This window comes from Mesorhizobium sp. B2-1-8 (assembly GCF_006442545.2).
Taxonomy (GTDB): domain Bacteria; phylum Pseudomonadota; class Alphaproteobacteria; order Rhizobiales; family Rhizobiaceae; genus Mesorhizobium.
The window spans coordinates 267466-291550 of the sequence record NZ_CP083953.1 but is presented as its reverse complement, the minus strand read 5'-3'; the positions used below and the strand labels follow the sequence as shown (position 1 = coordinate 291550).

Here is a 24085-nt window from a genome sequence, read left to right as displayed (position 1 = left end):
TTGTACGATCGTTCAACAAGCATATTCGCGAAGCCCCGATGCACTGCAATCCCCGCTACAAAATCCTTTTCGAACCGGTTCGCATCGGGCCCGTCACCGCGCCGAACCGCTTCTACCAGACCCCGCATGCGACCGGCATGGGCACGCTCAGGCCGCAAAGCGGCGCTGCGCTGCGCGGCATCAAGGCCGCAGGCGGTTGGGGCGTGGTCTCAACGGAATATTGCTCGATCCATCCGAGTTCCGACGACTCGCCGTTTGGCTTCCTGTCGCTGTGGGATGAGGACGACGTCCGCGAGCTGGCGCGCACCGCCGACGCCATCCACGCCCATGGCAGCCTGGCAGCGGTCGAGCTGTGGCATGGCGGCGCCCACACCAACAACCGGCTGACGCGCGAACCACTGCTGGCGCCCTCGGCGCAACCAGCGAAGTTTGTCCAGCCCGGCGGCGCGCGCGCCATGGACCGGCAGGACATCAGCGACTTCCGTCGCTGGCAGCGCGAAGCCGCGATCCGCGCGCGGCGGGCGGGGTTCGACATCGTCTACTGCTATGCTGGGCACGACTACCTGCCGTTCCAGTTCCTGTCGCGCCGCACCAACCGCCGCACCGACGAGTATGGCGGCGCCTTGCAGAACCGCGTGCGGCTGCTGCGCGAAATGATCGAGGACACCAAGGAAGCCGTCGGCGACAGCTGCGCGGTGGCGGTGCGGTTGGCGGTCGACGAACTGCACGGACCGCATGGCATCACCTCGGAAGGCGAAGGGCGCGAGATCATCGAGATGCTGGCCGAGCTGCCGGATCTCTGGGACATCAACGTTGCCGGCTCGCTCGGCAACGATTCCAAATCGTCACGGTTCAGCGCGGAAGGTTTTCAGGAAGAGTATGTCGGCTTCGTCAAAGGGCTGACGACAAAACCGGTGGTCAGCGTCGGGCGGTTCACCTCGCCGGACACCATGGTCGGCCAGATCAGGCGTGGCATCCAGGATTTCATCGGCGCGGCGCGCCCGTCGATCGCCGACCCGTTCCTGCCGAAGAAGATCTTCGAGGGACGCGAGGACGAGATCCGCGAATGCATCGGCTGCAATATCTGCCGCTCGGCCAACAATGAAAGCGTGCCGCTGCGCTGTACCCAGAACCCGACGATCGGCGAGGAATGGCGGCGCGGCTGGCATCCCGAACAGGTCGACAACAAGGGTTCGGAAGCGCGCGTGCTAGTGGTCGGCGGCGGCCCGGCAGGGCTCGAATGCGCACTGACGCTTGGCCGGCGCGGCTATGGCGTGATGCTGGCCGAAGCCGGCAACTTGCTCGGCGGCCGCGTCTCGCGGGAGGCGACATTGCCCGGGCTGGCGGCATGGGCGCGGGTACGCGACCACCGCCTGCACATGCTCGGCAAACAGCCATCGGTCGCGATCTATCCCGGCAGCCGGCTCGACGCCGAGGACGTGCTATCACTCGGCGTCGACCATATCGTGCTGGCGACCGGCAGCTTCTGGCGGCGCGACGGTGTCGGCGCCAGCGTCGAGATGCCGGTCGGGATCGAGGCGTCGCCGTCGATCCTGACGCCGGACGACATCTTCGCCGGAGTCCCGGTAACGGGTCCGGTGCTGGTCTATGACGACGAGCATTATTTTATGGGCGGTGCGCTGGCGGAGAAACTGCGCGTTGCCGGCCACGCGGTGACCATCGCCACGCCGCTGCCAGTGGTGTCGAGCTGGACGCAGATGACCGACGAGCAGTTCTTCGTCCAGAAGCAGTTGATGGAAAGCGGCATTGGCCTGCTTTTGTCGCAAAGCCTGGTGTCGGCAGCGAACGGCGTTGCCGAATTCGCCTGCACCTACACCCGCCGGGTCACGCGCCGCGACTTCGGCACGCTGGTGCTGGTGACGGGACGCATCGCCGAACAGACGCTATTCGACGCGCTCTCCGCAGCAAGTGCGCGCAAGCGCGAGAACAACCCGTCGATAACGCGGATCGGCGATTGCCTGGCGCCGTCCTCGATCGCCGATGCGGTGCATTCCGGCCACAAGTACGCCCGCCATCTGGATCTGCCGGCAGGGGCAGGAATACCGCTGCGCGAACGACCATCTTTCACGACAGGAGCCAAGCCATGGAACGCAGTATAGCCCGCCGCAGACCCGGCCGCCCGCAGCGTGAAATCGGCGGCATCGCGCAGCGTCCGTGGAAACAGCTGACGCGACCTTACGCGCCGATCGAGGTGCTGTCGGCCGACCAGGTCCAGTCCATCCATGAGATGGGTCTCACCATCCTGGAAGAGATCGGCATGCGGGTACTGCAGCCGCGGGCGCGCCAGCTCTATCGCGCGGCGGGCTGTGATGTCGACGAAAGCGAGATGCGGGTGCGCTTCGACCGCGCCATGATCATGGAGCGCGTCGCCACGGCGCCGTCCTCGTTCGAGCTGCGCGCCCGCAACCCGGAAAAAAACGTCAAGGTCGGCGGCAGGCACTGTATCCTGTCGTCGGTGGGCGGGCCGGCCTATGTCATGGACAATGATCGCGGACGCCGACCCGGAACCTATGCGGAGATGTGCGACTACCTCAAGCTGATCCAATCGTTCAACGTGCTGCACCAGGAAGGTGGCGGGCCGTTCGAGCCGCTCGACCTGCACCAGAATACCCGCCATCTCGACCTCTACTATGCTGAGATCACTTTGCTCGACAAGAACTGGCAACCGCAGGCGCTTGGCCGGGGGCGCGCCATCGACGCGCTGGAAATGGTGGCGATATCGCTCGGCACGACGCGCGAAAACCTGGCGCAGGAGATGCCGGTATTCACCGGCATTATCAACACCAACTCGCCGCTGCAGCTCGACGAGCCGATGGCCGAAGGCCTGATCGCGCTGGCCGAACACGGCCAGGTCAATGTCGTCACGCCATTTACGCTGGCTGGTGCGATGAGCCCGGTGACATTGGCCGGGGCGTTGTCGCAACAACATGCCGAGGCGCTGGCCGGAATCGCGCTGACCCAGATCGTTCGCCCCGGCGTGCCGGTCATGTATGGCGGCTTCACCTCCAATGTCGACATGAAGACCGGCGCCCCGGCCTTCGGCACGCCCGAATACACGCAGGCCGCACAGATCACCGGCCAGCTCAGCCGGCTGATCGGCGTGCCGTTCCGATCCAGTAACGTCACCGCCGCCAATTCGGTCGATGCACAGGCGGCCTATGAGAGCGCCATGTCGCTGTGGGGCTGCCTGATGGGCGGCGCCCATCTGGTGATGCACGCCGCCGGCTGGCTCGGCGGTGGCCTGACGGCATCGTTCGAGAAACTGGTTATCGATGCCGAGATGCTTCAGATGATGTCGGCCTATTTCGATCCGCCGGTCGTTGACATTGACACGCTGGCGCTGGAGGCCGTGCGCGAGGTCGGCCCGGCCGGGCATTTCTTTGGCGCCGCCCACACCATGCAACGCTACGAGCGGGCCTTCTATTCGCCATTGGTATCCAACTGGGACAATTACGACACCTGGATGGAGCGCGGCCAGGTGACCGCGCGCGAGCGCGCCAATGTCGTCTGGAAGCGGATGGTCGCCGAATACGAGCAGCCGCCGATCGACCCGGGCATCGACGAAGCCTTGCGGGACTATATGGAGCGCCGCAAGCGCGAAGGCGGTTCGCCGCTCAACTAGTAGGCGTCTCGCAAAGGCCCGACCTGAGCCTCAAGCATCTCGAAGCCTGCGGCTTCCGCTGCTTGCGGCGTCACCACGCTTTCATCGAGGCACCATTCGAGCCAGAGCCCGTCGACCAGCGCGATGAAATTGCGCGCCAGCGCCCGGGCGTCGACTTGCCTGCCGCGCGGTATGGCGACGGCGGCAATGTCCTCGGCCAGCTCCGCCCGGTAGGCGTCATAGAGTTCGCGATGCGCCGCCTGAAGACGCGGATTGACGGCGATCTCGCCCCACAGCGACAGCCAGATCAGCAGGTTCTCGCGGCTGAAGTATTCGGGTGCAAAATTGGAGTGCACCAGGGCGGCAAGCGCTGCTTGCGGCGACCAATCCGACGTCTCGGCGCGGCGGCGTTTGGCTTCGGCGATCTGGTTGTTGACGCTGGCGTAGAGCGAGGATTTGTAGACCTCGACCAGCAAGCCATCGAGGCTTTCGAAGTGATGGTTGATGAGGCCGCGCGAGACGCCGGCCTCCTTGCAGATGCGGTCGATGGTGAAGGCGCCGATGCCGCCGACCGACAGGCATCGCGTCGCCGCCTCGATCAGCATGGAGCGGCGCACATCGGCCTGCTCGCGGCTGAAGCGCGGCGGAGCTTTTCTTGCACCGCGCTTCCTTCTTGCACCTTCTGGTTGGGCATCCGTCATGCAAACCAGCTAATCGATTACGCCCCTCCTGTCCACGGAGGCGGTCATGCCTTCTTCTTGAACAGCACCGGATTGGGATGGCCGTCGGGATAGATGACCGGCTCGAAAGCGGTCTTGTGGATGGCGACCAGCGGCTGGTGGCAGATGAAGACGAAGCCGCCGGACTGTTCCATCAGATCCTCCATGCGGTTGGACAGGGCGATGCGCTTGACCTCGTCGCTTTCCGCCACCAGCTGCTGATAGCTGGTCTCGAATTCGGGGCTGTCGAAGCCCGACCAGTTGTAGGCGCCGATCTGGTCGGGACGGAACCAGACCAGGTTTTCGGAAGGATCGATGCCGCCGGCGAAATCCATCAGTGCCAGATCGATGTTCTTGTAGCCATCGCCTTGCGTCTTGTCGCCGACGCCCCAGAATGCCGCCTCGTCATACGGTTGGATTTCGACCTTGATGCCGGCCTGTTCGAGGCTGGCCTGGATAATCTGGGCGGTCGCGGTGCGGATGGAATCGTTCATCACCGTCAAGGTCAGTGACAGGTCGCTAACGCCGGCTTCCGCGAGCAGCGACGCGGACTTCTCATAGTCCGGTGCGGCGATCAAATTGCCGGCCCGCGCGAATTTGGTTCCGGGCTGGACGACGCCGGTGGAACGCCTGGTTAGATCGTCATAGACGCCGGTGAGGATCTGCCCGACATCGACGCCGTACTGCACGGCCTGGCGGACTTTCAGATCCTTGAGCCGCGGGCTCAGCATGTTGATGGTCAGCCAGACATATCGTGTCGACTGCGCCTCGATCAGACTTGTGTCCGCTGGTGGGTTCGCCTTGACGGCCTTGGTCGCCGAAATGGCGATCTTGGTGTAGTCGAAGGCGTCGGCCTCGTAGGCGAGTTGCGCTGCCTGATCGTCTGCCACAACATAGATCTCGACCTTGTTGAAATCCGGCTTCGGACCCGGCCAGTCAGGATTGGCGGTCAGCGTCACCTTCTGCTTCTGCTGCCAGTCGCTGAAGAGATAAGGCCCGCATGTCGCCGGCGGCTGCGTGGTGAATTTGCCGCCCGCCTTCTCGGTGCCGGCGCGGCTGATGATGTGGCCGCCATAGTAAGGCAGGCTGGTGACGAAGATCGGCTGGTATGGTTCTTTCAGGTGGATGATGCCGTTGCGAGCATCGACGACCTCGACCTGGTCGAGCTTCTCGAACTGATAGGCCCAGGGCGATGCGAGAGCCTTGTCCGCGATGCGCTCGAACGAGAATTTCACGTCGTCTGATGTGACCGCGCCGAAGTCGCCAGACCATTTCATCCCATCGATCAAGGTGAAGGCGATGGTTTTCGGGTCTTTCTGTTCGAGCTTCTCGGCGCCCCACAGCGACCATGGCGAGCCTTTCTGGATATCGCCGAAATGGTTCAGCGAGACGTAGATGCCGCGCATCATGACATCCTCGATGCCGCCATTCATGAAGGCAGGATCGAGGCACTGCAGGTCACCTTCCATTCGCATGCGCAGCGTGTCGCCAACGGCCGACCAGGCAAAGCCTGGCTTCATCGTGAGACCAGCGCCCAGCGCGCCGGCTGCCTTCAGGAATGCACGTCTGTCCATGGTCCATTGCGTCATGTCAGTTTCCCCTTTGGTTTGCGGAAGCGCGTGAAAACGCTTCCCGTTCTTGCCCGCCGGTCTCCAGCGGGAAATGGCAACGCACCATCCGGCCGGCGCCCATCGACCGATAGGCAGGCGGCTCGGTCCTGCAGCGCTCGCGGGCGATCGGGCAGCGCGTGTGGAACTCGCAGCCCGAAGGCCGCCGGAACACGCTCGGAATCTCACCGGTGACGGCCGGGTTGTGGTTACGCCTGCGCGGGTCGGGTATCGGCTCCGATCGGATGAGCGTCGCCGTGTAGGGATGCATCGGCGCGGAAAACACATCTAGTGTCGGTCCGGTTTCGACCAGCCGGCCGAGATACATGATGGCGAGCCGGTCGCTGACGTGACGGATCATGGCCAAGTTGTGGGTGACGATCATGGCGGCGAAACCGAGTTCGCGCTTGAGCTCGCCGATCAGGTTGAGCACATCGCCCTGCACCGATACATCGAGACCTGCGGTCGGCTCATCGGCGAGCAGCAGATGCGGCTTCATCGCCAAGGCGCGGGCGACACCGACGCGGCGCGCCTGCCCGCCAGACAGCTCGTGCGGAAAGCGGTCGACGAAGGATGATGGCAACCCAACCAGCGCCAGCAGCGCCTTGGCGGCGACGCGGCGGTCCGGCATCGGCTCGCCCTGGATGATCTGCGGTTCGGTGAGCAGCGTGCCGATGCGCAGGCGCGGGCTGAGCGAGGCGACAGGGTCCTGGAACATCATCGCCGAGCGCCGTCGCATGGCGCGGAAATCGGCCGGCGTCGCCACGTCCCTGCCCTCGAAGACGATGCGGCCCGCCGCTGCCACGACAAGGCCGAGGATGGTGCGGGCCAGCGTCGTCTTGCCGGAGCCGGATTCGCCGACCAGCCCGAGCGTTTCGCCCGGCATCAGCGACAGCGTCACGCCGTCGATGACGTTGAAGCCCGGCAGAGGGAACGGATTGATTAGCCGATTGAGCAAGCCGCCGCGAACGAAGCTCGCGGACAGGTCTTCCACGGCGAGCAGCGGGGTCATGGCATCACCGCGTGGCAGCGTGCGACATGGGCAGCGGCGAGTTTCACCAGCGGTGGGGTGATAGAACCGCATGGCGCGAAGGCGCGGCCGCAACGCGGTGCATAGACGCATCCCGTGGGTGGCTGGGTCAGGTTGGGCAGGAAGCCTGGAATGGTCGGCAGCCTGTCCAACCGCTCATGGAACCGGGCGGGATCGCAGGCGAGCAGCGCCTGGGTGTAGGGATGCCTGGCGTCGTGGAAGATCGCATCGACCTCGCCGCCCTCGACCACCTCGCCGGCATACATGACGTAGACCCGGTCGCAGAGTTCGGCGATGACGCCGAGATGGTGCGAGACGACGATGATGATGCCGTTGTATTCACGGCGGAGCTCGCGCAGCAGACGGATGATCTGCGCCTCCATGGTGACATCGAGCGCCGTGGTCGGCTCGTCGGCGATGAGGAGGCCGGGATCGGTCAGCAAGGCGGCGGCAATGGCGACACGCTGGCGCATGCCGCCCGACAGTTCATGCGGATAGCTCTGCATCCGGCGCTCGGCATCGGCGATGCCGACGCGGCCAAGCATGGCGGCGATCCGCGCGCGCTTCTGTACCCGGCCAAGATCCTTGCGATGGTGCTGGAAATCGACGAGCTGGTCGCCGATGGTCAGCACCGGGTTGAACGCCGTCATCGGGTCTTGGCTGACCAGTGCGATCTCGTCGCCGCGCAGCAGGCGCTGGCGGTGGGCGTCGAGCTTTGCCAGGTCGACGCCGTTGTAGCTGATCGATCCGTCGATGCGGGCATTGGCCGGCAACAGGTTGGCCAAGGCGGTGACCAGCGTAGACTTGCCGCAGCCGCTCTCGCCGACGATGCCGATCACTTCGCCCGGATGCGCCTCGATGTCGACATGGCGCAGCGCATGGACGCTGCCATGCGGCGTCTCATAGCGGACGCTGAGGTCATTGGCGGCGAGCGAGCCGGTCATGCCGGCCTCCGCAGTTGCAGGCGCGGATCGAGATAGTCGCGCAGACCTTCGCCGAGGAAGGTGAAGCCGAGTGTGGCGAGCACCAGCGGCAGCCCGCCGAAGATCACCATGAAGGGGGCCGAACGGATCGAGGTGTAGCCGTCATAGAGGATGCTCCCCCAGGACGGTGTTGGCGGACGGACGCCCAGGCCAAGGAAACTCAAACCGGCCTCCACCATGATGACGACCGGGATGTCCATCGACAAGAGGATGATCAGCGGACCGACGACATTGGGCAGAAGGTGGATGAAGATGATGCGCGCGGCACCGGCATCGATCAGTCGTTCGGCAAGGATGTAGTCGCTGTTCTTCAGCGCCAGCGTTTGCGCCCGGATCAGCCTGGCGTAGCTTGGAAACGAGGTCGCGGCGATGACGATGATCAGCGTGCCGGTGCCAGCGCCGAGCACGGTGATGATGGCGAGCGCGAACATGATCATCGGCAGCGAGTTCAGGCTGTCGAATGTCAGCACCAGAATGGCGTCGAGCCAGCGCGGGCCGTAGCCAGCGATCAGGCCGAGCATCAGGCCAATGGCGCCGGCGATGGCCACCGAAACAATGGCGATCGTCAGCGCGGTGCGCGCGCCGTAAATGACGCGCGACAGGAGATCGCGGCCGAGATGATCGGTGCCGAACCAGTGCCCGGCCGATGGCGGCTGCAACTTGTGCAGCACGTCGATCTTGACCGGAGAATAGGGCGCGAGCCACGGCGCGAGGACGGCTGTGACGAGGAACCCCACGACCAGGATCAGCGCCACACAGGTGAACGGATCGGTAAGCAACGCACACAGCAGCGGAAACCTTTGTCGATCGGGCGCGCAAATAGAGGTCTCAACCACGGAAGACATCGCGCACCCTCGGATCGAGCCGCGCAATCAACAGGTCGGCGGCAATGGTGATGGAGACGTAGATGGCGGTCATGATCAGCACCGTGCCCATGACGACCGGATAGTTGCGGGTGTTGACAGCGTCGGTGATCAGCTTGCCGATGCCGGGCCGGGCAAACACCGCCTCGACGAAGACGGCGCTGGACAGGATGCTGCCGAGGCCGACGGCGACCAGCGAAATGGTCGGGATGATGGCGATGCGCAGCGCGTATTTGGAGACGATCTTCCACTCCGGCAGACCGAAGGAGCGCGCGGTGCGGATGTGCGGTTCGCCCATCACCTCCATCATCGAGGCCCGCACCATGCGGGCGATATAACCGATCCAGCCGAGTGCGATGGCCGCGGCCGGCATGACCAGCGCCTTGGCCTGGCTGATGAAGTCACCTGCCTCGCCGGCGCCGATGGCCGGCAGCCAGCGCAGCGTCACCGCAAACAGCAGCAGCGAATAGATGGCAACGACGAAGGACGGCACGGCGATGACGCCGACCGAGAGCACGCCGATGACAGCATCGGCCGAGGTGCCGCGCCGCATCACCGACAGGCAGCCGAGCGGCACGCCGATGAGAAGCGCGACGGCCAGCGCTGTCAGGCCAAGGATCAGCGTGTTCGGCAGGGCCTCCAGGACCAGCGTGGAAACGGGCCGGTTCGACCAGACGTCGTAGCCGAGATTGCCGGTCAGCGCGTTGCGGAAGAAGGCGACGATCTGCCACCAGACTGGCTGGTCGAGGCCCATGCGCTCGATCAGCAGCCGCTTCAGTTCCGGCGTTGCGCGCGGACCGAGTGCGACGGTTGCCGGATCGCCCGGAACCAGGAAGACGGCCGAGTACATCGCGACCATGACGAGGACGAGGATCAGGATACCGAGACCGATGCGCTTCACTGCATATGCAAGCATGGCCTCCTCCCCTCGCCTCAGGCGAAATCGCGCCTGATGCGCCGCGTTGCCGAAGCGCTGTGGACGAGCTTGCCCCGTTCTCGCGCCTCGAGACGCCAGCTTAGATTGAAATGGGTTTCGTCTGATGTCAGCTCGGTCACCGCCGTCGCTTCGGTATCGGCATCGCCGCTGGCAATCGCCCAGCGATATTCGGTGACGAGTTTCGCCGACAGGGGATCGCCACTGCTGATGCTCATCGTGTCGCTGTTGGCCGAGGACACGGTGATTCCGCGATCGTCATAGCGCCTGCGTCCATGGTCCGAGGTCAGCGCGATGGTCTGAATGCCGCTGCCGACATCGTCGGTGACGACGCGACGGTCGAAGCCTTCATCCAGCGTCGTGGTCGGAACCGGTGGCGCGGTTTCGGCCGGCTCGAAGCGGACATCACGGTCGCGTGGCGAGGGCGGGCGCACCGGAAGCATCACCGTGCTGTCACCGCTCGCCACCGACAGGGTCGACAGTTTTGGCTGCGGCCACAGGATCGGCCAGTGCTGGTTGGCCAGCGCCAGCCGGATGCGGTGGCCCTTGGGCACCGTGCGGGCGAAATCGTTGAGCTTGAGCTGGACTCGAAACTGTGTTCCGACCGGACAGGGGGTTGGATGCTCGTGGCTGCCGCGATGGCTGAGGTTGAGCACGCCATAGGTCATCAGCGCCGAAGTGCCGTCGGGATAGACATCGCAAAGACGGGCGGCAAGGTTGACATGCGGCTGGTCGACGGTGACGAGCAGATCGAGTTCCGGTGCGCCGAGCAAGGTCAGGTCATCGTCCAGCGGTAGCGTATCGAAGCAAATTGCCAGCCCATCCTCGCGTCGCTGGTCGATGGGCATGTCCGGACAGGAGCCGCCATAGCCGCCCCAGCGGCCGCAGTCGCGACCAGCGGTCGCGGGCGAGCGCACCGGGAGCACGGCGCCCACAACGGGTTCGCTACTCAATCCGGTGGCGTTCAGGTGCAGCACACGGCGCTCGATTCGCGGCGACGGCCACGCATCCTCGGCGGCCCAGCTTCCGGCATGATCTGGCAGGTAGAAAGGCCGCGGCCGCTCTTCACCGGTGATCCAGACACGGTAAGGCGGCTCGTCCATGATGCCGGTGTCTTCGCCGGCGAGCCAATGGCGCCACCAACGCAGCGCTTCCTGCAGGTAGCCGATCAGTGGTCCCGGCGCGCCACGGCACGGATAGGCATGCGACCACGGGCCGACAATGCCGAGCTTCGGCCCCGGCAGATGCTCGAGCAGGCGCGGCACGAAATTCGAATAGCTGTCTTCCCAGCCGCAGACGGCCATGACCGCGCATTCGATCGCGGAATGATCTTCGCAGACCGAGCCCTGCCGCCAATAGCCGTCGCGGCGCTGGTGCGCGAGCCAGATTTCCGACAACGAGCTTGTCGCCTCGAGACGGCTCGTCCACATGCCGCGCCAGGCGTCGCCGACGATCTGCGGGTCTGGTGCCATCGCCTTCTTCACCAGCATGAAGTTCGACCACATCTCCTGCTCGGTCAGCAGCGCGCCGCCCATATAGTGAATGTCGTCGGCATAGCGGTCGTCTGCGGCGCAGTTGGCGATGATAGCTTTCAAGGCCGGCGGCCGCCGTGCCGCGACCTGCAGCGCGTTGAAGCCGCCCCAGGAAATGCCGGTCATGCCAACATTGCCGTTGCACCAGGAAAATGCCGCGAATTGGGCGATGATCTCGCAGGCGTCTTCCTGCTCACGCGGCAGGTATTCGTCCGCCAGGTCGCCGTCGGAATCGCCGCTGCCGCGAATGTCTATGCGGGCGCAGGCAATGCCGTGCCCGGCGAGCCAGGGGTGGATATCGACGTCCCGAGCCGCGGTGCCGTCGCGGCGGCGATAAGGCACCATCTCGACGACGACGGGCACCCTGCCCTCGGTCCGGGGACGCCACAGCGTGGCGGCTATGCGGGTGCCGTCAGCCAGCGTGATCCAGAGCGGATCGACGGTTTCTACGGCAAAGGGAAATTCGGTTCGTACCACGGCAGGTACCCACAAATGTCTTGTTGAACGTTCGTACAACAAGAGCATTTGCGGCGCAATCCCGCATCTGATGTTTTTGATGTCTAATGCAAGACAGCCCTGTTCGCGGGCGGCCAGCGAGATTCCCGTGAGCAGATCGCCAAGCCATAGTCCCCGTCTCCGCCATCCGGGATGGCCGCGGCGCACCGAGCGCGCAAGAAGGAATTCAACCGGCAGTGGAGCAGACCGTTCACAAAGCGCTGCCGGTAATGCTTGGCATCTTATCAATGCACCTACCCGCGACACCTGTGAAATGGCAGTCGCTCGCCATGAGACGCGCAGTTCCGTGCCTGTGACTCAAGTGGATCGTGTGACCACTTGACGGTTTCGCCGTCTTGTTCCGGCTCGGCGTCGTGGTCTTCCTCGCGCTCATGGTCGCCGCGAATGCCATCAATGCACCTGCGAGCGGCGATTAGGAGCGCCTAGCGTCGCGGTGCGGAAGCCGCAACCTGGAGGGATGTCGATCGGATTCCGCGCAGACGCGCTCCAATCCGCGGGGGTGGATGTATCTCTATCGTGCCATCGACAGCGTGGGCGACACGGTTGAATTCTATTTCAGCGAGAACCGGGACTTGCCTGCGGCCAAGCGCTTCTTCAGCAAGGCGCTGGACCGCCATGGCCGTCCCGATCGCGTCGTCATCGACGGCAGCCAGACCAACCACGAGGCGATCGTGTCCTGCGACACGACAAATCGCTTGCAGGAACGCTCCCGGCACCGGGTGAAGCCGATCACAATCCGGAAAAGTCGATACTTGAACAATCGCATCGAGCAGGATTATCGGCGCATCAAGCGCCGTGTGCGATCGATGCTCGGCTTCAAATCCTTTGCCGCCGCGGCCGTTCCTGGCCACCGCGATCTGAACAACGGTCGGACCCGGCGGCCACGTACCAAATTCAGAGTTTGCAACAGAACCACGACGCCTGATATGCAGTTGCCAAGTTGCTTCTCCAGCGACTGTGACCAAGCGCGAGCCTGGATCCAACCCGTCATTGGTCATTGCGAAACGGCCGGACGCGAGCGCTGCCGATAGCGGCTGGTAGTCCGGTCACCATCCGCGTCGGCAGGAAGCCCTGTCTGGCGGGGGCAACTTCTCCCTTGCCAACTCGCATTCCCAGCCAACGCTCCAAGGACTTACGCTTGTGGTGGTTCCAGATGACCAGAGACCATGTCGCTCTCCGGCAGCTCTGTACCGAGCCTCTTTCCGCTATCGACCGGTGCTGCGGCGGTACGGAGGCCGTCGCAGCGAATTCAAGCACCAGCTTCCAAATGGTCTAGGCCGCCGATCTTCGGTCCCGTCATCCAAGGCGGCGCCACGGGGACATCCTCGATCAGCCCGACTCTGCGAGCCCAAGTCGTAAAGATTTTGTGCGCCGCCTCGACAGACTTCCGGCCGTCGTAGGCGGAACAGCACGTTTCACATGCCGCCGCGTGAAGAAGGCCACGCCTTTCGATGGGCCATTCTTCCAAGAACTCTATGGCATCCATAACACACTCGATCTTTCGGAGAACGAAGCCATCGTCCCTTACGAAAATCGGCTGCTTGAACGTTCCACTTTCCATAGCAACCTCCCTTCTCACCGTGGAGCGCGTCAGAGCATGTCAGCGATCCCGTCGGACGGGAACAACCGCAAGCGGAGACGGAATATTCCTGCCCCGGCCCTTTTGAGCGCTTTTATGTGAAAAATATTGGAAGCGCCTATTTTCTGTTCAAGAGAGTGACTACTCCTTTGGGGCCGATTTGTTGGAATTTCAGAATTGCAGGTGTCGGCTTGTCCCGCCCTGTGTGCGCACCAGGAACACCACCTGCTCCCAGCGCCTCGGGAGACCAAGGCTTCGTGATGCGCCGATCACGCCGGCGTAGCGTAGTCAGGCGGACTCTGGTCAGGGCTTCCTGTCACGAAGACGACGGTCATGCCCTTATCGCGTGACAGCTCCCTTGCGATCTGGGGCCCCGCGAGCCCATCCGGCCATGACGGCGCCATCGGCGGCTTCGTGAGCCAGGGCCATCTCCCGGCCTATACGCGCGCGGAAGTGCAACTGGGCCGATCCTTCTTCCGCGCCGATCTGCGTGAGTTCGAGGAGGTGCAGACGCGCTCGCTTACCCTGCGCTATCTGTTCGCGCGCTACGCCCGACTGCCTGATGGCACAGGTCTTCAAGCCGGTCGCCTGCAACGCGGCCCATTCGATCGAGCAACGGACCGCTAAGGACGGTGCCGGCGGCGGCTAGGGCCAGCCGCCGGCATAATCGCCTCAGTGCTTGATCTCGATGCGCTTGGCCTGTGACTGCGCTTTCGCGGTCTTCGGCAGCATCACCGTCAGCACACCGTTCTTGAAGCGGGCGTCGATCTTATCCTCTTCGATCTCGTAACCGAGGGGGATACGGCGCTCGAATCGGCCGTAGTACCGCTCCGAGAACTGCCTGTTCTGGTCCTCCGATTGGGAACGCTTCTCGCCCTTCAGCGTCAGCACGCCGTCGTCGAGCAGGACCTCGATGTCCTTCTCATCCAGACCGGGTACCTCGGCGGTCACCTTCACCTCCTTCTCGCCGTCGGAAATCTCGACGCTCGGCCAGCCGCCGCCGAAGGAAGAAGCCCTGCCAAAGGCCGGCAGGCTGGAATCGAAGCCACGGAACACGTCGTCGAACAGCCGGTTAACCTCACGATGCAAGGACAGGAACGGGTCGCGATCACTGTCGCGCAAGACGCTCGGAAGCTGGTCGCCATTGCCGCGGCTCCAGGGAATAAGATCACGGACACTCATAGTTCATCTCCTTCTGTTCGTTCATGGGTCACAATGCTTTTTCATGGGTCACAATGCTTTCCGGTGCGCCGGACACACCGTCCGGCGCCTTGTCCCGGTTGGGTCACCGGGCAGCGTCAGGCGGCCTGCTTGTTGGCCTCGATCTGCTTTGCCTCGGCTTTCGGCTTTGCCTTGGCGCTGCCGATCTCGATCCGGCGCGGCTTCATCTCTTCGGGAATCTCTCGCTTGAGATCGATCGTCAGAAGACCGTTGACCAGACTGGCGTTCAGGACCTTGACATGATCGGCCAGTTCGAAACGCCTACGGAAGGCCCTCTCGGCAATGCCGTGATGCAGGTATTCGGCATTGTCCTCCGCCGCCTTCTGGCCGGACACCATGAGTATGTTCTGCTCCTGCGTGATGTCCAACTCATTCTGTGAGAAGCCGGCCACCGCCATGGTGATGCGGTAGTCGTCCTCGCCATTTTTGGCGATATCGTAGGGAGGCCAGTTGTCGACCGTCTCTACACGGCTCGCGGCCTCAAGCGCGTTCAACATTCGGTCGAAGCCAACGCCCGACCGGAACAGGGGGGTGAAGTCGAAAGTGTTTCTCATAGCCACATCCTCCCTTGAGCAACATGGGTATAAGGTTGCCGTCGGACGCTTTTTGCATCCGTTCGACATGCCGGTCCCGAGATGGGCCTCCGGCATCTTAGGATTTAGTTAGGCGATTTAGCCGTTCAAGGCTTGAAAGGCAGTCTGCTTAGTCCGCCCGGAAAGATCCTGGCTGGGATGCCAGGCGGATAGATATCGATCTCGAAGACTGTGCTGCGCCACGGATGGAGCGCGCTTCGGCTGGCGATGCGGGGCGGCGGCCAAATGGCCGTCGCCCCGAGATCGATTGCTGATTAGACATGCAACGGTTTCTGTGTGGTTCTGACTGGCGGGATCATTCCGTCTTCTACCAAGATGTCCTTCTTCCTGGCGAACTGCACGAGAATACCGCGCGCGGTCTCTGCGTCGATGTCGCCGGCCAGCGCAGCTTTGCAGGCGCGGATCGCCGCCTTTTGCTCAGGACTGTTGCCACACCAATCCGTGACGAACTGGTATGCATCGACAACTGAGTTGAGCTGCCGCGGAAAACCAAGCCCGACCCAAACGCGAACGGGCTTTTCGAAAGGTTGGGATAGCATCTTTTCCTCCCTCCGAACGGTCAGGCGGCAAAGCCGCCGGTCCGGCCCGTCTGCGCGCCGGCCATCCAAGGTATCGCCGTGGCGACATCCTCGAGGATTTTCACCGAACGGGCAAAGCCAGCGAACGCGTCGCGGGCGACTTTCAACGGCACACTGCCGTCGAAGGCCCGGCAGCACGCCCGCTTCGCAGTCTCGTAGATCACGCCACGCCGGTGCGAAGGCCATTCATCAAGGAAGTCGAAGGCATCCTCAAGGCAGGCTATTTCCCGAATGAGACCTTCCGCGGCTCTCACGAATACGGGGCTCTCGAATGTCTTCTCGCTCATAGAAACCTCCAATTCTTGAACGATTTCTGGTGGTTGATGATGGTCGTCCCAACAAGCGGCGACGACCTGCGAAAAAATATGTGAAGGTCGGCCTTCAGCGTCAAGACCGGATGGCAGCCCCGGGGGTTCTTCAGCTTCGACCGAGCACAACATGGCCTGACAAGCGCTTATGCCTCCCCATCGGCGGCAAATTCACCCCATCGGCGGCAAATTCAAAGGACGCTTCTGGCTGTGAGCGACGAACGTGCTTCCACCCCGACAAAGGGAGGAGCCTTGAAAGGCCCTTTCATTTCTGACAGCGGCATTACCTATGCGGACGATATGAAACTGCTGAAGCAGGTTTTTCGATCGCGTTTGCCGCGAGCATGGGTTCGCGGAGGGCAGTCCTGACGCTCAAGCGGTTTCGCAGGCAACGATGTCGCTGTTTTCGGCCGGGGGCCGGCACCGAGGAATTCATGCGGCGGCGGAATTCATAGCCGAAGGCGCCAGGTTCGGACATGCCATCCTGACCGATCGCAGCTATCGGTCGATTTCACCGAAGACGATGTCGAGCGTACCGATGATCGCTGAGACCTCGGCAGACATATCCCCGGCGTAGGTAGGCCATTGCCTGCAAGTGGGCGAAGGAAGGCGCGCGGATGCCCGTCTAGGAGCATGATGTCGAAGGCCACGAAGGCCAGCAGCTCGGCGTTCCAGGCCATGCGCGAATGCATGGCGTGAAAGTTCGGGCGGCCGTCTGGCTCGGGCGCGATCATCTCGCCGTCGATGATGAAGGATTTCGCGGGGAGCTTTTCAGCGGCATCGATGATCGGCCAATAGCGCTTCGACCAATCGATGCCGGTCCTGGTGAAGGCGCGCGCCCCGGCCCAATCGAGCATGAGTTGGGTGCGGAAGCCATCGTATTTGATTTCATGCAGCCAGTCGTCGCTGACTGGCGCTTCGAGCACCAGGATCGGCTCCTGCGGCTTGATGAATTTCAAACGCTCTGCGGCGCGCATGCACGCTACTCCGGACGCGATTCAAGGGCTGAGCCACGGTTCAGTTCCGGAACATTTTAGCTAAATTGAATGTTTGAAAGGTTATGACCAAGCTTTCAGACCCTGGACCATCAATCCCCGGCAAGCGGCACGAAGGCGAGCCCGATGATGAGGACGAAAACTTCTATATTTGCAAGGTCTGCGGCCAGCCGGTCGACATGCGCGACCTGCGTCAGGTAATCTGGCACGAACAGCCGCGCCACAAGCCGCTGAAGCCGGAACTCGTCAAAAAGCCTTGAAGGGTACGCCTACTCTGTCAACCCGGGATCATAATGCACTATCGCATCGAGTATGGTGCGGTAGAGGCTGTCTACCTCCTCGTCGATCTCCCCCCGCTTGATGCCGATTGCCTTGGCATCGGCGATGAGCTTGTGCGTCAGTTCGTCGACCGAGATGAATCCGCGTTGGTGGTCTCAGGGACGTTGTTCGCGATCCATCGGTCCAGGAAGTCGATGCCACGCGTGCTCATTCCGACACAAGTCTTTTGGGGATATTAGGTTCCCCTCATGGTGCCCTGCGTTGTCGCGACCGCGGGCTCGCGTGTCGAGCGTCACGCCTGCGCGCGAAGCAGGCTTTTTTCCTCCCTATTAACATATGTTATTCCACTGGGTGTGGACATCATCTTTCCTTTGGGGAAGGGAAAACAAAAAGATCGGGGCGACTGGGGAGTGCATTATGGCAGAAAGCGCAGGGAACGGCGGCGGCCCGTTCGAGATAGCTATGGCCGTCGTCATGGCCTCGGCGGCTATCGGGATAATCCTGCTCGCTGCCAACTGGTTCTGACGCAGGACGCTACTTTTTCAGCAGTAATAGAGCTTCGCGGATCAGCGATGGCAGATTGCTTAGGCCGAGCAAATCGAAAAGCTCGCGTGCCTGGCTATGGGTGATCCCGGTTTTGTCGACAAGCCAGTTGGGGTGCCTTTCCTTGGCGGACTGGATCGGACTTTTCGCTCCATCGAGTTCGTTCATGGGAAAATGCTCCATGGCGAAACTGGAAAATATCCCCCGTTAAAATGACTCGCAAGCCGGCTTAGTTAAATGGGAAAAATCAGACAATTGCGCCCGTCCGTGGGCCCGCCCCGGATGGCGGGGGAGGCGGGCCCGGCCAGGTGGTTGGGACATCCTGACCAGCAGCACGGAGGCTGCCATCTTTCGAACCTGCCGAGAAATACCAAGTTCCCACCTACCGCACAAAAAGCCCGGCCGGAGCCAGCGCACAGCATGAGGCCCGCGCCCCACCCCGCAAAAGGAGGGCGCGGGCCGGCCAGCGTCGCGAAAAGCCCGGACGCGCCGCCGCCTTCGCCCGAACTTGCGACTAGTCGAGCTGTTCCCGAAACGAACACTAAGCGCCACGGTGACTGCCGGGTTGAGCAACCGGAACGACGTCGTCGCGCTGTTGTATTCGAGGATGCCCGCCGCACTCGCCGGCCATTGCTTTGCCGTCAGTGCGGTGCCGTCCATGTTGACGATGGGATGCGAGCCAAGCGACTCGATGTTGCCGGTCATCGCGCCGTTGTTGTCGGCTGCCATCTTCTGGATGATGAAGACCTGGCCGTCGGCATAGGCACTCGGCACCGGCACGACATTGGCCGTAACGACATTGGCCGAACCGGTATCGACACCCACCATGATGGTGGAGGGAGCTGCGCCGATGTTGTTCCAGTGCGCGCCGCCGGTATCCGGGTCGGGCGTGTTGTCGTCGATGGTGCTGAGCCAAACGACGCCCGCCGTCGTGCCGGCCAGCAGCGCACCGAAGGGGTAGCCGCCGATCGATGCTGAAAAACTCGCATCATAGGTGACAAGACCACCCGCGTTCTGCCACTGCGACCATTGCGTGATCTGCCGCAGAATGCCGTTCATGTCCTGCCCGAATGGCGGCACGCCGCCCGATCCTACCGGCAGGAAGTTCAGCGGCGGGAAGCCGTCGGCCAGCGAAGCCGCGCCATTGGTGATCCCGATCTGCGAGCCGAGCGGGATGTTGCGGATATAGCTTGGGCCTGCCGAGGCTCCCCAAGGTGCGGAGAACTTCGACGGCAGGGCAGAAATCTTCATGGCGAGATCCTTAGATGATGACGATCGACGCTTTGACGCCTGTCGGCTTCGGCAGAACGCCGGAATTCTGGACGATCGCCAGTTCGACCGGGGTGAGCTGGAACGCGAACGAGTAGGTCATCGTCATCGTCGAGATGCTCGACCCCGCGTAGAACGATGCCTGGTTGAAGCCGACCGCAGTCAGCGATTCCGCAAAGCCGAACCAGGTCCCCGGATCGTTGCCCTCGGTGACGTAGGCGTTGCCCCTATTCGGAAAGAGGCCGAGCAGGATCTGGTTGATCGCCGGGATCGAGCCGTTCGTGATGTTGGCCGCCGCCTTGGCGAAGATCAGCAGGCGGAAGGCTTCATCCGAGAGCGCGAAATTTCCCGTCAGGGGAGCGCCGGAATAGAACGCGCCCTGACCAAACGGATCAGCCCCCGGGTTCGCTTCACCGAAGCCGAACCAGTCGCCGGACGTGACCTGGAGGATGCGATTGACGCCGACGAAGCGGCCCCAGACGTCGAGCCCAGGCGATCTTGGAGAACCTCGCCCGCGCCGACATCAAGGCGATGGAGGAGGCCCGGGCGTTTCAGGCCATGCTCGACCGCGGCTGGACGGTTGAGAAGCTGGCGAAGGATATCGGCGTCCAGCAGGCGCGCATTACCGCCCGCACGGCGTTGCTCAATCTGGACGAGGCGATCCAGTCGCTGGTCGACAGCAACCATTTCCCGCTCGGACACGCAAATTATCTGGTCGATCTCCCTAAGAACGACCAGGTGCAGATCGTAAAGCTTTTCACGACTGGCAAGCTGAAAGACGGTCCGGCGTCAGGGCTGCGGCGCAATCTGTGCGCGACCGCATCGACCAGGGCGGCATGTTCGACAATGACCGCCGAGACGAGCCATCGAAGGACGATGTCGCCGCCATGAGCAGGATGGATAAGACGGTCGAGCGGATCATCACCGCGATCGCCGGGGGGTTTAAGGACGGCGAGTGTGTCGCTCTGAAGTCGGTCGACCCGACCAAGGCGGACAAATGGGCCGACACGCTGGCTGCAGCGTCGCGCACCATCCGCTCGATGGAGGCTCAACTGCGCGAGGCACATGCCCGCACGATGCTGATGTAGCTCCGGGCGGCCGCTTCCCAAAATGGTGCCGGTGCCCGCCAACAATTTCACATTTATTCGAGCCTACAATAGGCCCTTCTGTTTCATGATGTTCAGGTAAAACTGCGCCTTTGTGCTACCATTCTTTGCTGCTCTATCGAGCCAAAGCGCAGAAAGAGTATAATCAGGGCGACCACCTACACCGTTGTAGTACAGAAAACCGAGATTGAACTGCGCGTCGACATTCCCCTTTTCAGCGGCAGCACGCCACCAAGCCATGGCGGTTACCTCGTTTCTGGGCACAATTTTTCCCGTGGCATACGCGAATCCCAAACTCAGTTGGGCATCGACATTTCCCTGATTTGCGGCTTTGAGCCACCAGATGATCGCATCGGGGCCACTTTGAGCCATCCCGGCGCCTTGCGCGTACCTGGCGCCCAACACCGTTTGTGCAATCGCGTATCCTTGCTCGGCTGCTTTGCGTTGCCAGGCAGCCGCTTTGACTTCATCCACAGCCACGGCAATGCCCTTTGAATACATCACACCTAGCTCATACTGAGCAGGAGCATAGCCTTGGCTCGCCGCCTTGCTGAACCATACGAATGCTTGGTTGTCGTCTTTGGCAACGCCCCGTCCTGCAGCATATGAAGCGGCAACATTGTACTGAGCTTCAGCGACACCCGCCACTGCGGCCTTCGACCACCAGTTGAATGCCAGCCGATTGTCAGGCGCGACACCGTCACCTTGCCAATACAAGTTCCCCAACTGGCTTTGGGCCTGAGCGTGCCCCTTTTCTGCCGCCTCGCCGAACCAGTGTGCCGCCATGGAAAAGTCTTTCTCAACCCCCGAACCAATGGCGTAGCAAGAGCCAAGATAGTAAGCGGCATCCGGATTTCCTGCGTCGGCAGCTTTGTGCCACCAGAAAACAGCGTGCGTCTTATCTTGCGCAACTCCTTGGCCATGTGCGTACAACATGCCGAGATTGAACTGGGCGGCGGCGTCCCCTCGCTCCGCCAACAACTTCCATTGGGTGAAAGCCTTGCCGTAGTTTTCGGCACTATAAGACGCTTGCGCTTCGGCCGCGTCTGCAGCTGGGTTCAAAGGTGCCAAGAACGATGCGCCAACCGCCAGAACAGCAATGGTTAGGTCAACTACTAAGCAACTCACCTTGGAAGGCTTAGGAAACTCCATAAACACTTATCCCTCTCGTTACCGCCTTAATCGGACCATATAGACACGATCCAGCGATCCCCTGTACGGAGCCCAGTCCTGGTTCCTGAGGGCGGGGACATGTGGCGCTGCGCGCTAGTTGGTGGCGAGTCAAATTCTTGTGTCTTGCGGCCGTCCACCGAGCATCGTTTTTTGAACTGGCCTGAATCATTGATTTACCCCATTGAGGCGATCAGACAAGATGAGCAGTGTGAAATGCAATACTCCGGTAGTGATTCTGGCTGCAACTTGCGCCGGGATATTTACCCACCTTTCCTGCGCGTTTGCAGGCGATTTCTATATAACAGAGCAAATGACGTGTGACGCCGTCGGTGATCTCGCCGCAAAGCGGCAGGAATGGGAAAAGGACGCCGCCTTAGGCAAGGCGTCGGCGCTGAACAATCTCGGGTTTGTGTACGAACTGGGTTGCGGCGTGAAACCGGACGCCCAGCGGGCCAGGGAGTATTTCGAGCAAGCCGCCGCCAAGGGCGACCCGCAAGCAGAGCACAACCTAGGATACCTATACGACAAGGGCGCGATCGGCTTGGCTCAGAACAGCGCTCTCGCCTTTGCCTGGTACAGCAAGGCGGCCGCGAAGGGCTTTGCTCAATCGGAATTGAGCCTGGCAACAATGTATCAGATTGGCCAAGGAGTACCCAAGGACCCAGTCAGGGCCGTCGAACTCCTCCGCCAGGCGGCGGATCAAGGGTTTGCCCACGCCCAATTTCAGCTGGGCGCGGCCTATGAGAGCGGAGAAGGCGTTGAGCGCAACTATGCGCAAGCGATGATGTGGTATCAGAAGGCGGCAGCCCAGAACGATCCCACGGCGCTGGCGGCAATTGGCTATTTGTATGAATATGCCCGAGGTGTCCCACAGGACTTCGCCGCTGCCACCGGCTGGTATCGGGCTGCGGCTGCGCTAGACAGCCCTATCGGCGAAAACAATCTAGGCGGAATTTATGACAGCGGCAAAGGCGTCGCATCCGATCCCGCACAGGCCGCCATTTGGTTCGAAAAGGCGGCTGCACGGGGACTGTCCGCGGCCGACACCAACCTTGGCCAGCTCTACGCCGACGGCCGAGGCGTCCCAGAGGACTATGATCGTGCCGCAAGGTTATTTGAAGTCGCGGCGGCAAAGGGCGACGCCCAAGGTGAACAAGATCTGGGAGTATGCTACCTCAAGGGAAAAGGTGTCCAGCAAAGCGACGCCCAGGCCTTGTATTGGTTTAGAAAGGCGGCTCAGCAAAATCATGCCGGAGCCCAGCACAATTTGGGCCTCATGTACGCAATGGGTCGCGGCACTCCTGTCAATTACGCGGAGGCCTTCGCCTGGCTGAAGAAAAGCGCGGACTTGGGCAATGCCATTGCGCTCAACGATTTGGGAAGTCTCTACGAGAGGGGCTTAGGCGTAGGAGCGGACCGTTCAAAAGCAATCGATTGTTACAGGAGATCGGCGGATCGGGGCGTCCCCCAAGCCAAAGAAAATCTGCAAAGACTACTCAAATAATTTCTGACCGCCTTCTCATTCAGCGGCCCGTGGAAGCGACCTCAGGCAACGGCCCTTCCATCCTACTCGCCAAACTCGCCGCGCGCGTCCTGGCCGGCCTCTGGCGGGATAGCGCCTAGTTTCGAGAGTTCCTTATCCCTCAGCCTCGCGGACCGCTCACAACAGCGCAAATTGATGCCCATCGAGAGCCAGCCGGCGGGCGCGTCCTGCGCACCACAGATGGAGCGAGCGAGACCGAGTCCGTCGCGGCGGAAAAAGTGAGGCGTCCCGTCGGCGCGCCTGGTCGCCCAGCCCTCGCTGAAACCCTTCTTTGCCATTGTTATCGATGCTCCACCGGTATCATCCGGCCTTTGCGAAATATGCGCTCGGCCGCGTCACGGGCGCTGGTGATCGTTGCACCATCGCGCCGCATATTCCCATTGATGTAGCGCAACAGGTTTTCGGTGACAGCCTTCATCGCCTCGAGTTCGGTCGTGAAGACTTGCGGCTTGCCGCCTGGTGCGAGCACCGGTTCAGGCTTGCCGTCTTCCGCGAACCGCAGCATGGCGTGGTGTCCGCCGACTACCGGCACGGTAAATCCCGCGAAGTGGTTCAAAGCATGCTCTCCTGGCGGATGGAATCGGGGTGCGGCGGCACAACCTTGCGCTCCCCCTCGATCGGCGAGTCCGCCTCGGCGAACGTCCTGGCGTGACGGTTGCTAGCAGATGGCTCGCAGAGAATATTAGCGACGGGAACATACGGCTCATGGGGAAGTTTGTCGGCTGAAGGGACCTCTCGGAGGTTGCTATGAGAAAACTGTTCCTTGCGTCGGTGATTGCGATCGCCTCTGCCGCAGCGACGGTCGTGCCTGCGAATGCACAGTTCTTCGGTCTTGGCCCGTTCGGCGGCTTCGGCCCGTTTGGGGGCGGCCCGTTCTACGGCGGCGGCCCGTTCTACGACTATGGCGGCCGCTATTACGGCCCCCGCTACTATGGCGACGATTATCCCGGGTACGTGGTCCGCTACCCGCATCGCTACTACTACCGACATCCTGACTATCGGCGTTGCCAAGTGAAGTGGGTGAGACACTGGCACCATCACCACCGGGTGCTGGAACGCGTTCGGGTTTGCGGGTACTGACAGGCAGGTCGG

Annotated in this window: 24 protein-coding genes and 6 pseudogenes; 9 read left to right on the top strand and 21 right to left on the bottom strand. The window is 62.3% G+C overall.

From position 1 onward, the window contains the following. Positions 1–38: 38 nt before the first annotated feature. Together FJ970_RS32565 and FJ970_RS32560 are read left to right on the top strand one after the other, a co-directional pair. Positions 39–2120: an FAD-dependent oxidoreductase gene (locus tag FJ970_RS32565; RefSeq protein WP_140761869.1), complete on the top strand. Its 2082-nt coding sequence runs from the start codon at positions 39–41 to the stop codon at positions 2118–2120. After that, entirely contained in the window at positions 2105–3643 is a 1539-nt protein-coding gene (locus tag FJ970_RS32560) for a trimethylamine methyltransferase family protein (protein WP_140761866.1), read from the top strand. Before FJ970_RS32565 ends, FJ970_RS32560 begins: the two co-directional genes overlap by 16 nt. Here the strand turns inward: FJ970_RS32560 and FJ970_RS32555 are convergent. The 7 genes from FJ970_RS32555 to FJ970_RS32525 are packed head-to-tail and all read right to left on the bottom strand — an operon-like array spanning position 3640 to position 11767. Then, positions 3640–4323, bottom strand: coding sequence for a TetR/AcrR family transcriptional regulator (locus tag FJ970_RS32555; protein WP_140761863.1), 684 nt, complete (start codon positions 4321–4323; stop codon positions 3640–3642). The two genes, FJ970_RS32560 and FJ970_RS32555, sit on opposite strands and share 4 nt — an antisense overlap. A gap of 44 nt (positions 4324–4367) precedes the next feature. Beyond that, positions 4368–5930 carry an ABC transporter substrate-binding protein gene (locus FJ970_RS32550; RefSeq protein WP_140761860.1) on the bottom strand — a complete coding sequence of 521 codons (1563 nt, stop codon included), beginning with the start codon at positions 5928–5930 and terminating at the stop codon, positions 4368–4370. Position 5931: 1 nt separating this feature from the next. After that, positions 5932–6960 carry an ABC transporter ATP-binding protein gene (locus FJ970_RS32545; RefSeq protein ID WP_140761857.1) on the bottom strand — a complete coding sequence of 343 codons (1029 nt, stop codon included), beginning with the start codon at positions 6958–6960 and terminating at the stop codon, positions 5932–5934. After that, positions 6957–7922, bottom strand: coding sequence for an ABC transporter ATP-binding protein (locus FJ970_RS32540; RefSeq protein WP_140761855.1), 966 nt, complete (start codon positions 7920–7922; stop codon positions 6957–6959). The genes FJ970_RS32545 and FJ970_RS32540 overlap by 4 nt, the downstream gene beginning before the upstream one ends. Then, the gene (locus FJ970_RS32535; protein WP_140761852.1) at positions 7919–8806 is read right to left on the bottom strand and encodes an ABC transporter permease; all 888 of its coding nucleotides are present in this window, start codon (positions 8804–8806) and stop codon (positions 7919–7921) included. Before FJ970_RS32535 ends, FJ970_RS32540 begins: the two co-directional genes overlap by 4 nt. After that, a complete protein-coding gene (locus FJ970_RS32530) occupies positions 8790–9740 on the bottom strand; it encodes an ABC transporter permease (RefSeq protein WP_140761850.1) in 951 nt (316 codons plus the stop codon). Before FJ970_RS32530 ends, FJ970_RS32535 begins: the two co-directional genes overlap by 17 nt. Positions 9741–9757: 17 nt before the next feature. Further along, positions 9758–11767, bottom strand: a complete 2010-nt coding sequence (locus FJ970_RS32525; protein ID WP_140761847.1) for a CocE/NonD family hydrolase — start codon at positions 11765–11767, stop codon at positions 9758–9760. 539 nt (positions 11768–12306) lie between these two features. On the opposite strand from FJ970_RS32525, the pseudogene FJ970_RS32520 reads away from it, so the two are divergent. Beyond that, a pseudogene (locus FJ970_RS32520) lies at positions 12307–12642 on the top strand (DDE-type integrase/transposase/recombinase); the annotation flags it as partial. Positions 12643–13055: 413 nt separating this feature from the next. Here FJ970_RS32520 and FJ970_RS32515 read toward each other — a convergent pair. Then, on the bottom strand, positions 13056–13292 hold the full coding sequence (locus FJ970_RS32515) for a DUF982 domain-containing protein (protein ID WP_246682484.1): 237 nt from the start codon (positions 13290–13292) through the stop codon (positions 13056–13058). A gap of 480 nt (positions 13293–13772) precedes the next feature. Here FJ970_RS32515 and FJ970_RS32510 point away from each other — a divergent pair. Continuing rightward, a pseudogene (locus tag FJ970_RS32510) lies at positions 13773–14013 on the top strand (Crp/Fnr family transcriptional regulator); the annotation flags it as partial. 44 nt (positions 14014–14057) lie between these two features. On the opposite strand, the gene FJ970_RS32505 reads toward FJ970_RS32510, so the two are convergent. The 6 genes and pseudogenes from FJ970_RS32505 to FJ970_RS33765 form a co-directional block, all read right to left on the bottom strand. Continuing rightward, complete coding sequence (locus FJ970_RS32505; protein WP_140761839.1) at positions 14058–14567, bottom strand: Hsp20/alpha crystallin family protein; 510 nt, start codon at positions 14565–14567, stop codon at positions 14058–14060. 116 nt (positions 14568–14683) lie between these two features. Continuing rightward, positions 14684–15160: an Hsp20 family protein gene (locus tag FJ970_RS32500; protein ID WP_140761836.1), complete on the bottom strand. Its 477-nt coding sequence runs from the start codon at positions 15158–15160 to the stop codon at positions 14684–14686. 293 nt (positions 15161–15453) lie between these two features. Next, complete coding sequence (locus tag FJ970_RS32495) at positions 15454–15738, bottom strand: DUF982 domain-containing protein (RefSeq protein WP_140761833.1); 285 nt, start codon at positions 15736–15738, stop codon at positions 15454–15456. A 20-nt stretch (positions 15739–15758) separates the two neighbouring features. Then, entirely contained in the window at positions 15759–16064 is a 306-nt protein-coding gene (locus FJ970_RS32490) for a DUF982 domain-containing protein (RefSeq protein WP_140761830.1), read from the bottom strand. A gap of 519 nt (positions 16065–16583) precedes the next feature. Then, a pseudogene (locus FJ970_RS32485) lies at positions 16584–16704 on the bottom strand (NADH-quinone oxidoreductase subunit D); the annotation flags it as partial. Between the two features lie 55 nt (positions 16705–16759). Then, a pseudogene (locus FJ970_RS33765) lies at positions 16760–16942 on the bottom strand (DNA ligase); the annotation flags it as partial. Positions 16943–17145: 203 nt separating this feature from the next. Here FJ970_RS33765 and FJ970_RS32475 point away from each other — a divergent pair. Beyond that, positions 17146–17340, top strand: coding sequence for a hypothetical protein (locus FJ970_RS32475; RefSeq protein ID WP_140761827.1), 195 nt, complete (start codon positions 17146–17148; stop codon positions 17338–17340). Positions 17341–17349: 9 nt separating this feature from the next. On the opposite strand, the pseudogene FJ970_RS32470 reads toward FJ970_RS32475, so the two are convergent. The 5 genes and pseudogenes from FJ970_RS32470 to FJ970_RS34035 form a co-directional block, all read right to left on the bottom strand. Then, positions 17350–17570 (bottom strand): annotated as a pseudogene (locus FJ970_RS32470) (hypothetical protein). A gap of 323 nt (positions 17571–17893) precedes the next feature. Then, positions 17894–18070: a hypothetical protein gene (locus FJ970_RS32465; protein ID WP_181178721.1), complete on the bottom strand. Its 177-nt coding sequence runs from the start codon at positions 18068–18070 to the stop codon at positions 17894–17896. 39 nt (positions 18071–18109) lie between these two features. Continuing rightward, positions 18110–19153, bottom strand: coding sequence for a hypothetical protein (locus FJ970_RS32460; RefSeq protein WP_140761824.1), 1044 nt, complete (start codon positions 19151–19153; stop codon positions 18110–18112). A 10-nt stretch (positions 19154–19163) separates the two neighbouring features. Next, positions 19164–19280 (bottom strand): DUF2612 domain-containing protein, encoded by a 117-nt coding sequence (locus FJ970_RS34040; RefSeq protein ID WP_415752057.1) that lies wholly within the window; start codon positions 19278–19280, stop codon positions 19164–19166. Between the two features lie 153 nt (positions 19281–19433). Continuing rightward, positions 19434–19622, bottom strand: a pseudogene (locus FJ970_RS34035) (DUF2612 domain-containing protein); the annotation flags it as partial. A 47-nt stretch (positions 19623–19669) separates the two neighbouring features. Between FJ970_RS34035 and FJ970_RS32450 the strand changes: the two are divergent. Both FJ970_RS32450 and FJ970_RS32445 read left to right on the top strand, forming a co-directional pair. Next, positions 19670–20062, top strand: a complete 393-nt coding sequence (locus tag FJ970_RS32450) for a ParB/RepB/Spo0J family partition protein (protein ID WP_140761818.1) — start codon at positions 19670–19672, stop codon at positions 20060–20062. Beyond that, positions 20059–20259, top strand: a complete 201-nt coding sequence (locus FJ970_RS32445) for a hypothetical protein (protein WP_140761815.1) — start codon at positions 20059–20061, stop codon at positions 20257–20259. The genes FJ970_RS32450 and FJ970_RS32445 overlap by 4 nt, the downstream gene beginning before the upstream one ends. Positions 20260–20322: 63 nt before the next feature. Here the strand turns inward: FJ970_RS32445 and FJ970_RS32440 are convergent, their stop codons facing one another. Continuing rightward, positions 20323–21429, bottom strand: coding sequence for a tetratricopeptide repeat protein (locus tag FJ970_RS32440; RefSeq protein ID WP_140761812.1), 1107 nt, complete (start codon positions 21427–21429; stop codon positions 20323–20325). A gap of 220 nt (positions 21430–21649) precedes the next feature. On the opposite strand from FJ970_RS32440, the gene FJ970_RS32435 reads away from it, so the two are divergent. Further along, positions 21650–22954: a tetratricopeptide repeat protein gene (locus tag FJ970_RS32435; RefSeq protein WP_140761809.1), complete on the top strand. Its 1305-nt coding sequence runs from the start codon at positions 21650–21652 to the stop codon at positions 22952–22954. Between the two features lie 319 nt (positions 22955–23273). On the opposite strand, the gene FJ970_RS32430 is transcribed toward FJ970_RS32435, so the two are convergent. Further along, entirely contained in the window at positions 23274–23549 is a 276-nt protein-coding gene (locus FJ970_RS32430; protein ID WP_140761806.1) for a hypothetical protein, read from the bottom strand. A 191-nt stretch (positions 23550–23740) separates the two neighbouring features. On the opposite strand from FJ970_RS32430, the gene FJ970_RS32425 reads away from it, so the two are divergent. After that, entirely contained in the window at positions 23741–24073 is a 333-nt protein-coding gene (locus tag FJ970_RS32425) for a hypothetical protein (RefSeq protein WP_140761803.1), read from the top strand. Positions 24074–24085 lie beyond the last annotated feature (12 nt).

What these genes read in the sequence shown, in the direction of transcription:
- FJ970_RS32565 (WP_140761869.1), top strand. Translation starts at nt 39, where the DNA reads ATGCACTGCAATCCCCGCTACAAAATCCTTTTCGAACCGGTTCGCATC.
- FJ970_RS32560 (WP_140761866.1), top strand. Translation starts at nt 2,105, where the DNA reads ATGGAACGCAGTATAGCCCGCCGCAGACCCGGCCGCCCGCAGCGTGAA.
- FJ970_RS32555 (WP_140761863.1), bottom strand. Translation starts at nt 4,323, where the DNA reads ATGACGGATGCCCAACCAGAAGGTGCAAGAAGGAAGCGCGGTGCAAGA.
- FJ970_RS32550 (WP_140761860.1), bottom strand. Translation starts at nt 5,930, where the DNA reads ATGACGCAATGGACCATGGACAGACGTGCATTCCTGAAGGCAGCCGGC.
- FJ970_RS32545 (WP_140761857.1), bottom strand. Translation starts at nt 6,960, where the DNA reads ATGACCCCGCTGCTCGCCGTGGAAGACCTGTCCGCGAGCTTCGTTCGC.
- FJ970_RS32540 (WP_140761855.1), bottom strand. Translation starts at nt 7,922, where the DNA reads ATGACCGGCTCGCTCGCCGCCAATGACCTCAGCGTCCGCTATGAGACG.
- FJ970_RS32535 (WP_140761852.1), bottom strand. Translation starts at nt 8,806, where the DNA reads ATGTCTTCCGTGGTTGAGACCTCTATTTGCGCGCCCGATCGACAAAGG.
- FJ970_RS32530 (WP_140761850.1), bottom strand. Translation starts at nt 9,740, where the DNA reads ATGCTTGCATATGCAGTGAAGCGCATCGGTCTCGGTATCCTGATCCTC.
- FJ970_RS32515 (WP_246682484.1), bottom strand. Translation starts at nt 13,292, where the DNA reads ATGGATGCCATAGAGTTCTTGGAAGAATGGCCCATCGAAAGGCGTGGC.
- FJ970_RS32505 (WP_140761839.1), bottom strand. Translation starts at nt 14,567, where the DNA reads ATGAGTGTCCGTGATCTTATTCCCTGGAGCCGCGGCAATGGCGACCAG.
- FJ970_RS32500 (WP_140761836.1), bottom strand. Translation starts at nt 15,160, where the DNA reads ATGAGAAACACTTTCGACTTCACCCCCCTGTTCCGGTCGGGCGTTGGC.
- FJ970_RS32495 (WP_140761833.1), bottom strand. Translation starts at nt 15,738, where the DNA reads ATGCTATCCCAACCTTTCGAAAAGCCCGTTCGCGTTTGGGTCGGGCTT.
- FJ970_RS32490 (WP_140761830.1), bottom strand. Translation starts at nt 16,064, where the DNA reads ATGAGCGAGAAGACATTCGAGAGCCCCGTATTCGTGAGAGCCGCGGAA.
- FJ970_RS32475 (WP_140761827.1), top strand. Translation starts at nt 17,146, where the DNA reads ATGACCAAGCTTTCAGACCCTGGACCATCAATCCCCGGCAAGCGGCAC.
- FJ970_RS32465 (WP_181178721.1), bottom strand. Translation starts at nt 18,070, where the DNA reads ATGAACGAACTCGATGGAGCGAAAAGTCCGATCCAGTCCGCCAAGGAA.
- FJ970_RS32460 (WP_140761824.1), bottom strand. Translation starts at nt 19,153, where the DNA reads ATGAAGATTTCTGCCCTGCCGTCGAAGTTCTCCGCACCTTGGGGAGCC.
- FJ970_RS34040 (WP_415752057.1), bottom strand. Translation starts at nt 19,280, where the DNA reads ATGACGATGACCTACTCGTTCGCGTTCCAGCTCACCCCGGTCGAACTG.
- FJ970_RS32445 (WP_140761815.1), top strand. Translation starts at nt 20,059, where the DNA reads ATGAGCAGGATGGATAAGACGGTCGAGCGGATCATCACCGCGATCGCC.
- FJ970_RS32440 (WP_140761812.1), bottom strand. Translation starts at nt 21,429, where the DNA reads ATGGAGTTTCCTAAGCCTTCCAAGGTGAGTTGCTTAGTAGTTGACCTA.
- FJ970_RS32435 (WP_140761809.1), top strand. Translation starts at nt 21,650, where the DNA reads ATGAGCAGTGTGAAATGCAATACTCCGGTAGTGATTCTGGCTGCAACT.
- FJ970_RS32425 (WP_140761803.1), top strand. Translation starts at nt 23,741, where the DNA reads ATGAGAAAACTGTTCCTTGCGTCGGTGATTGCGATCGCCTCTGCCGCA.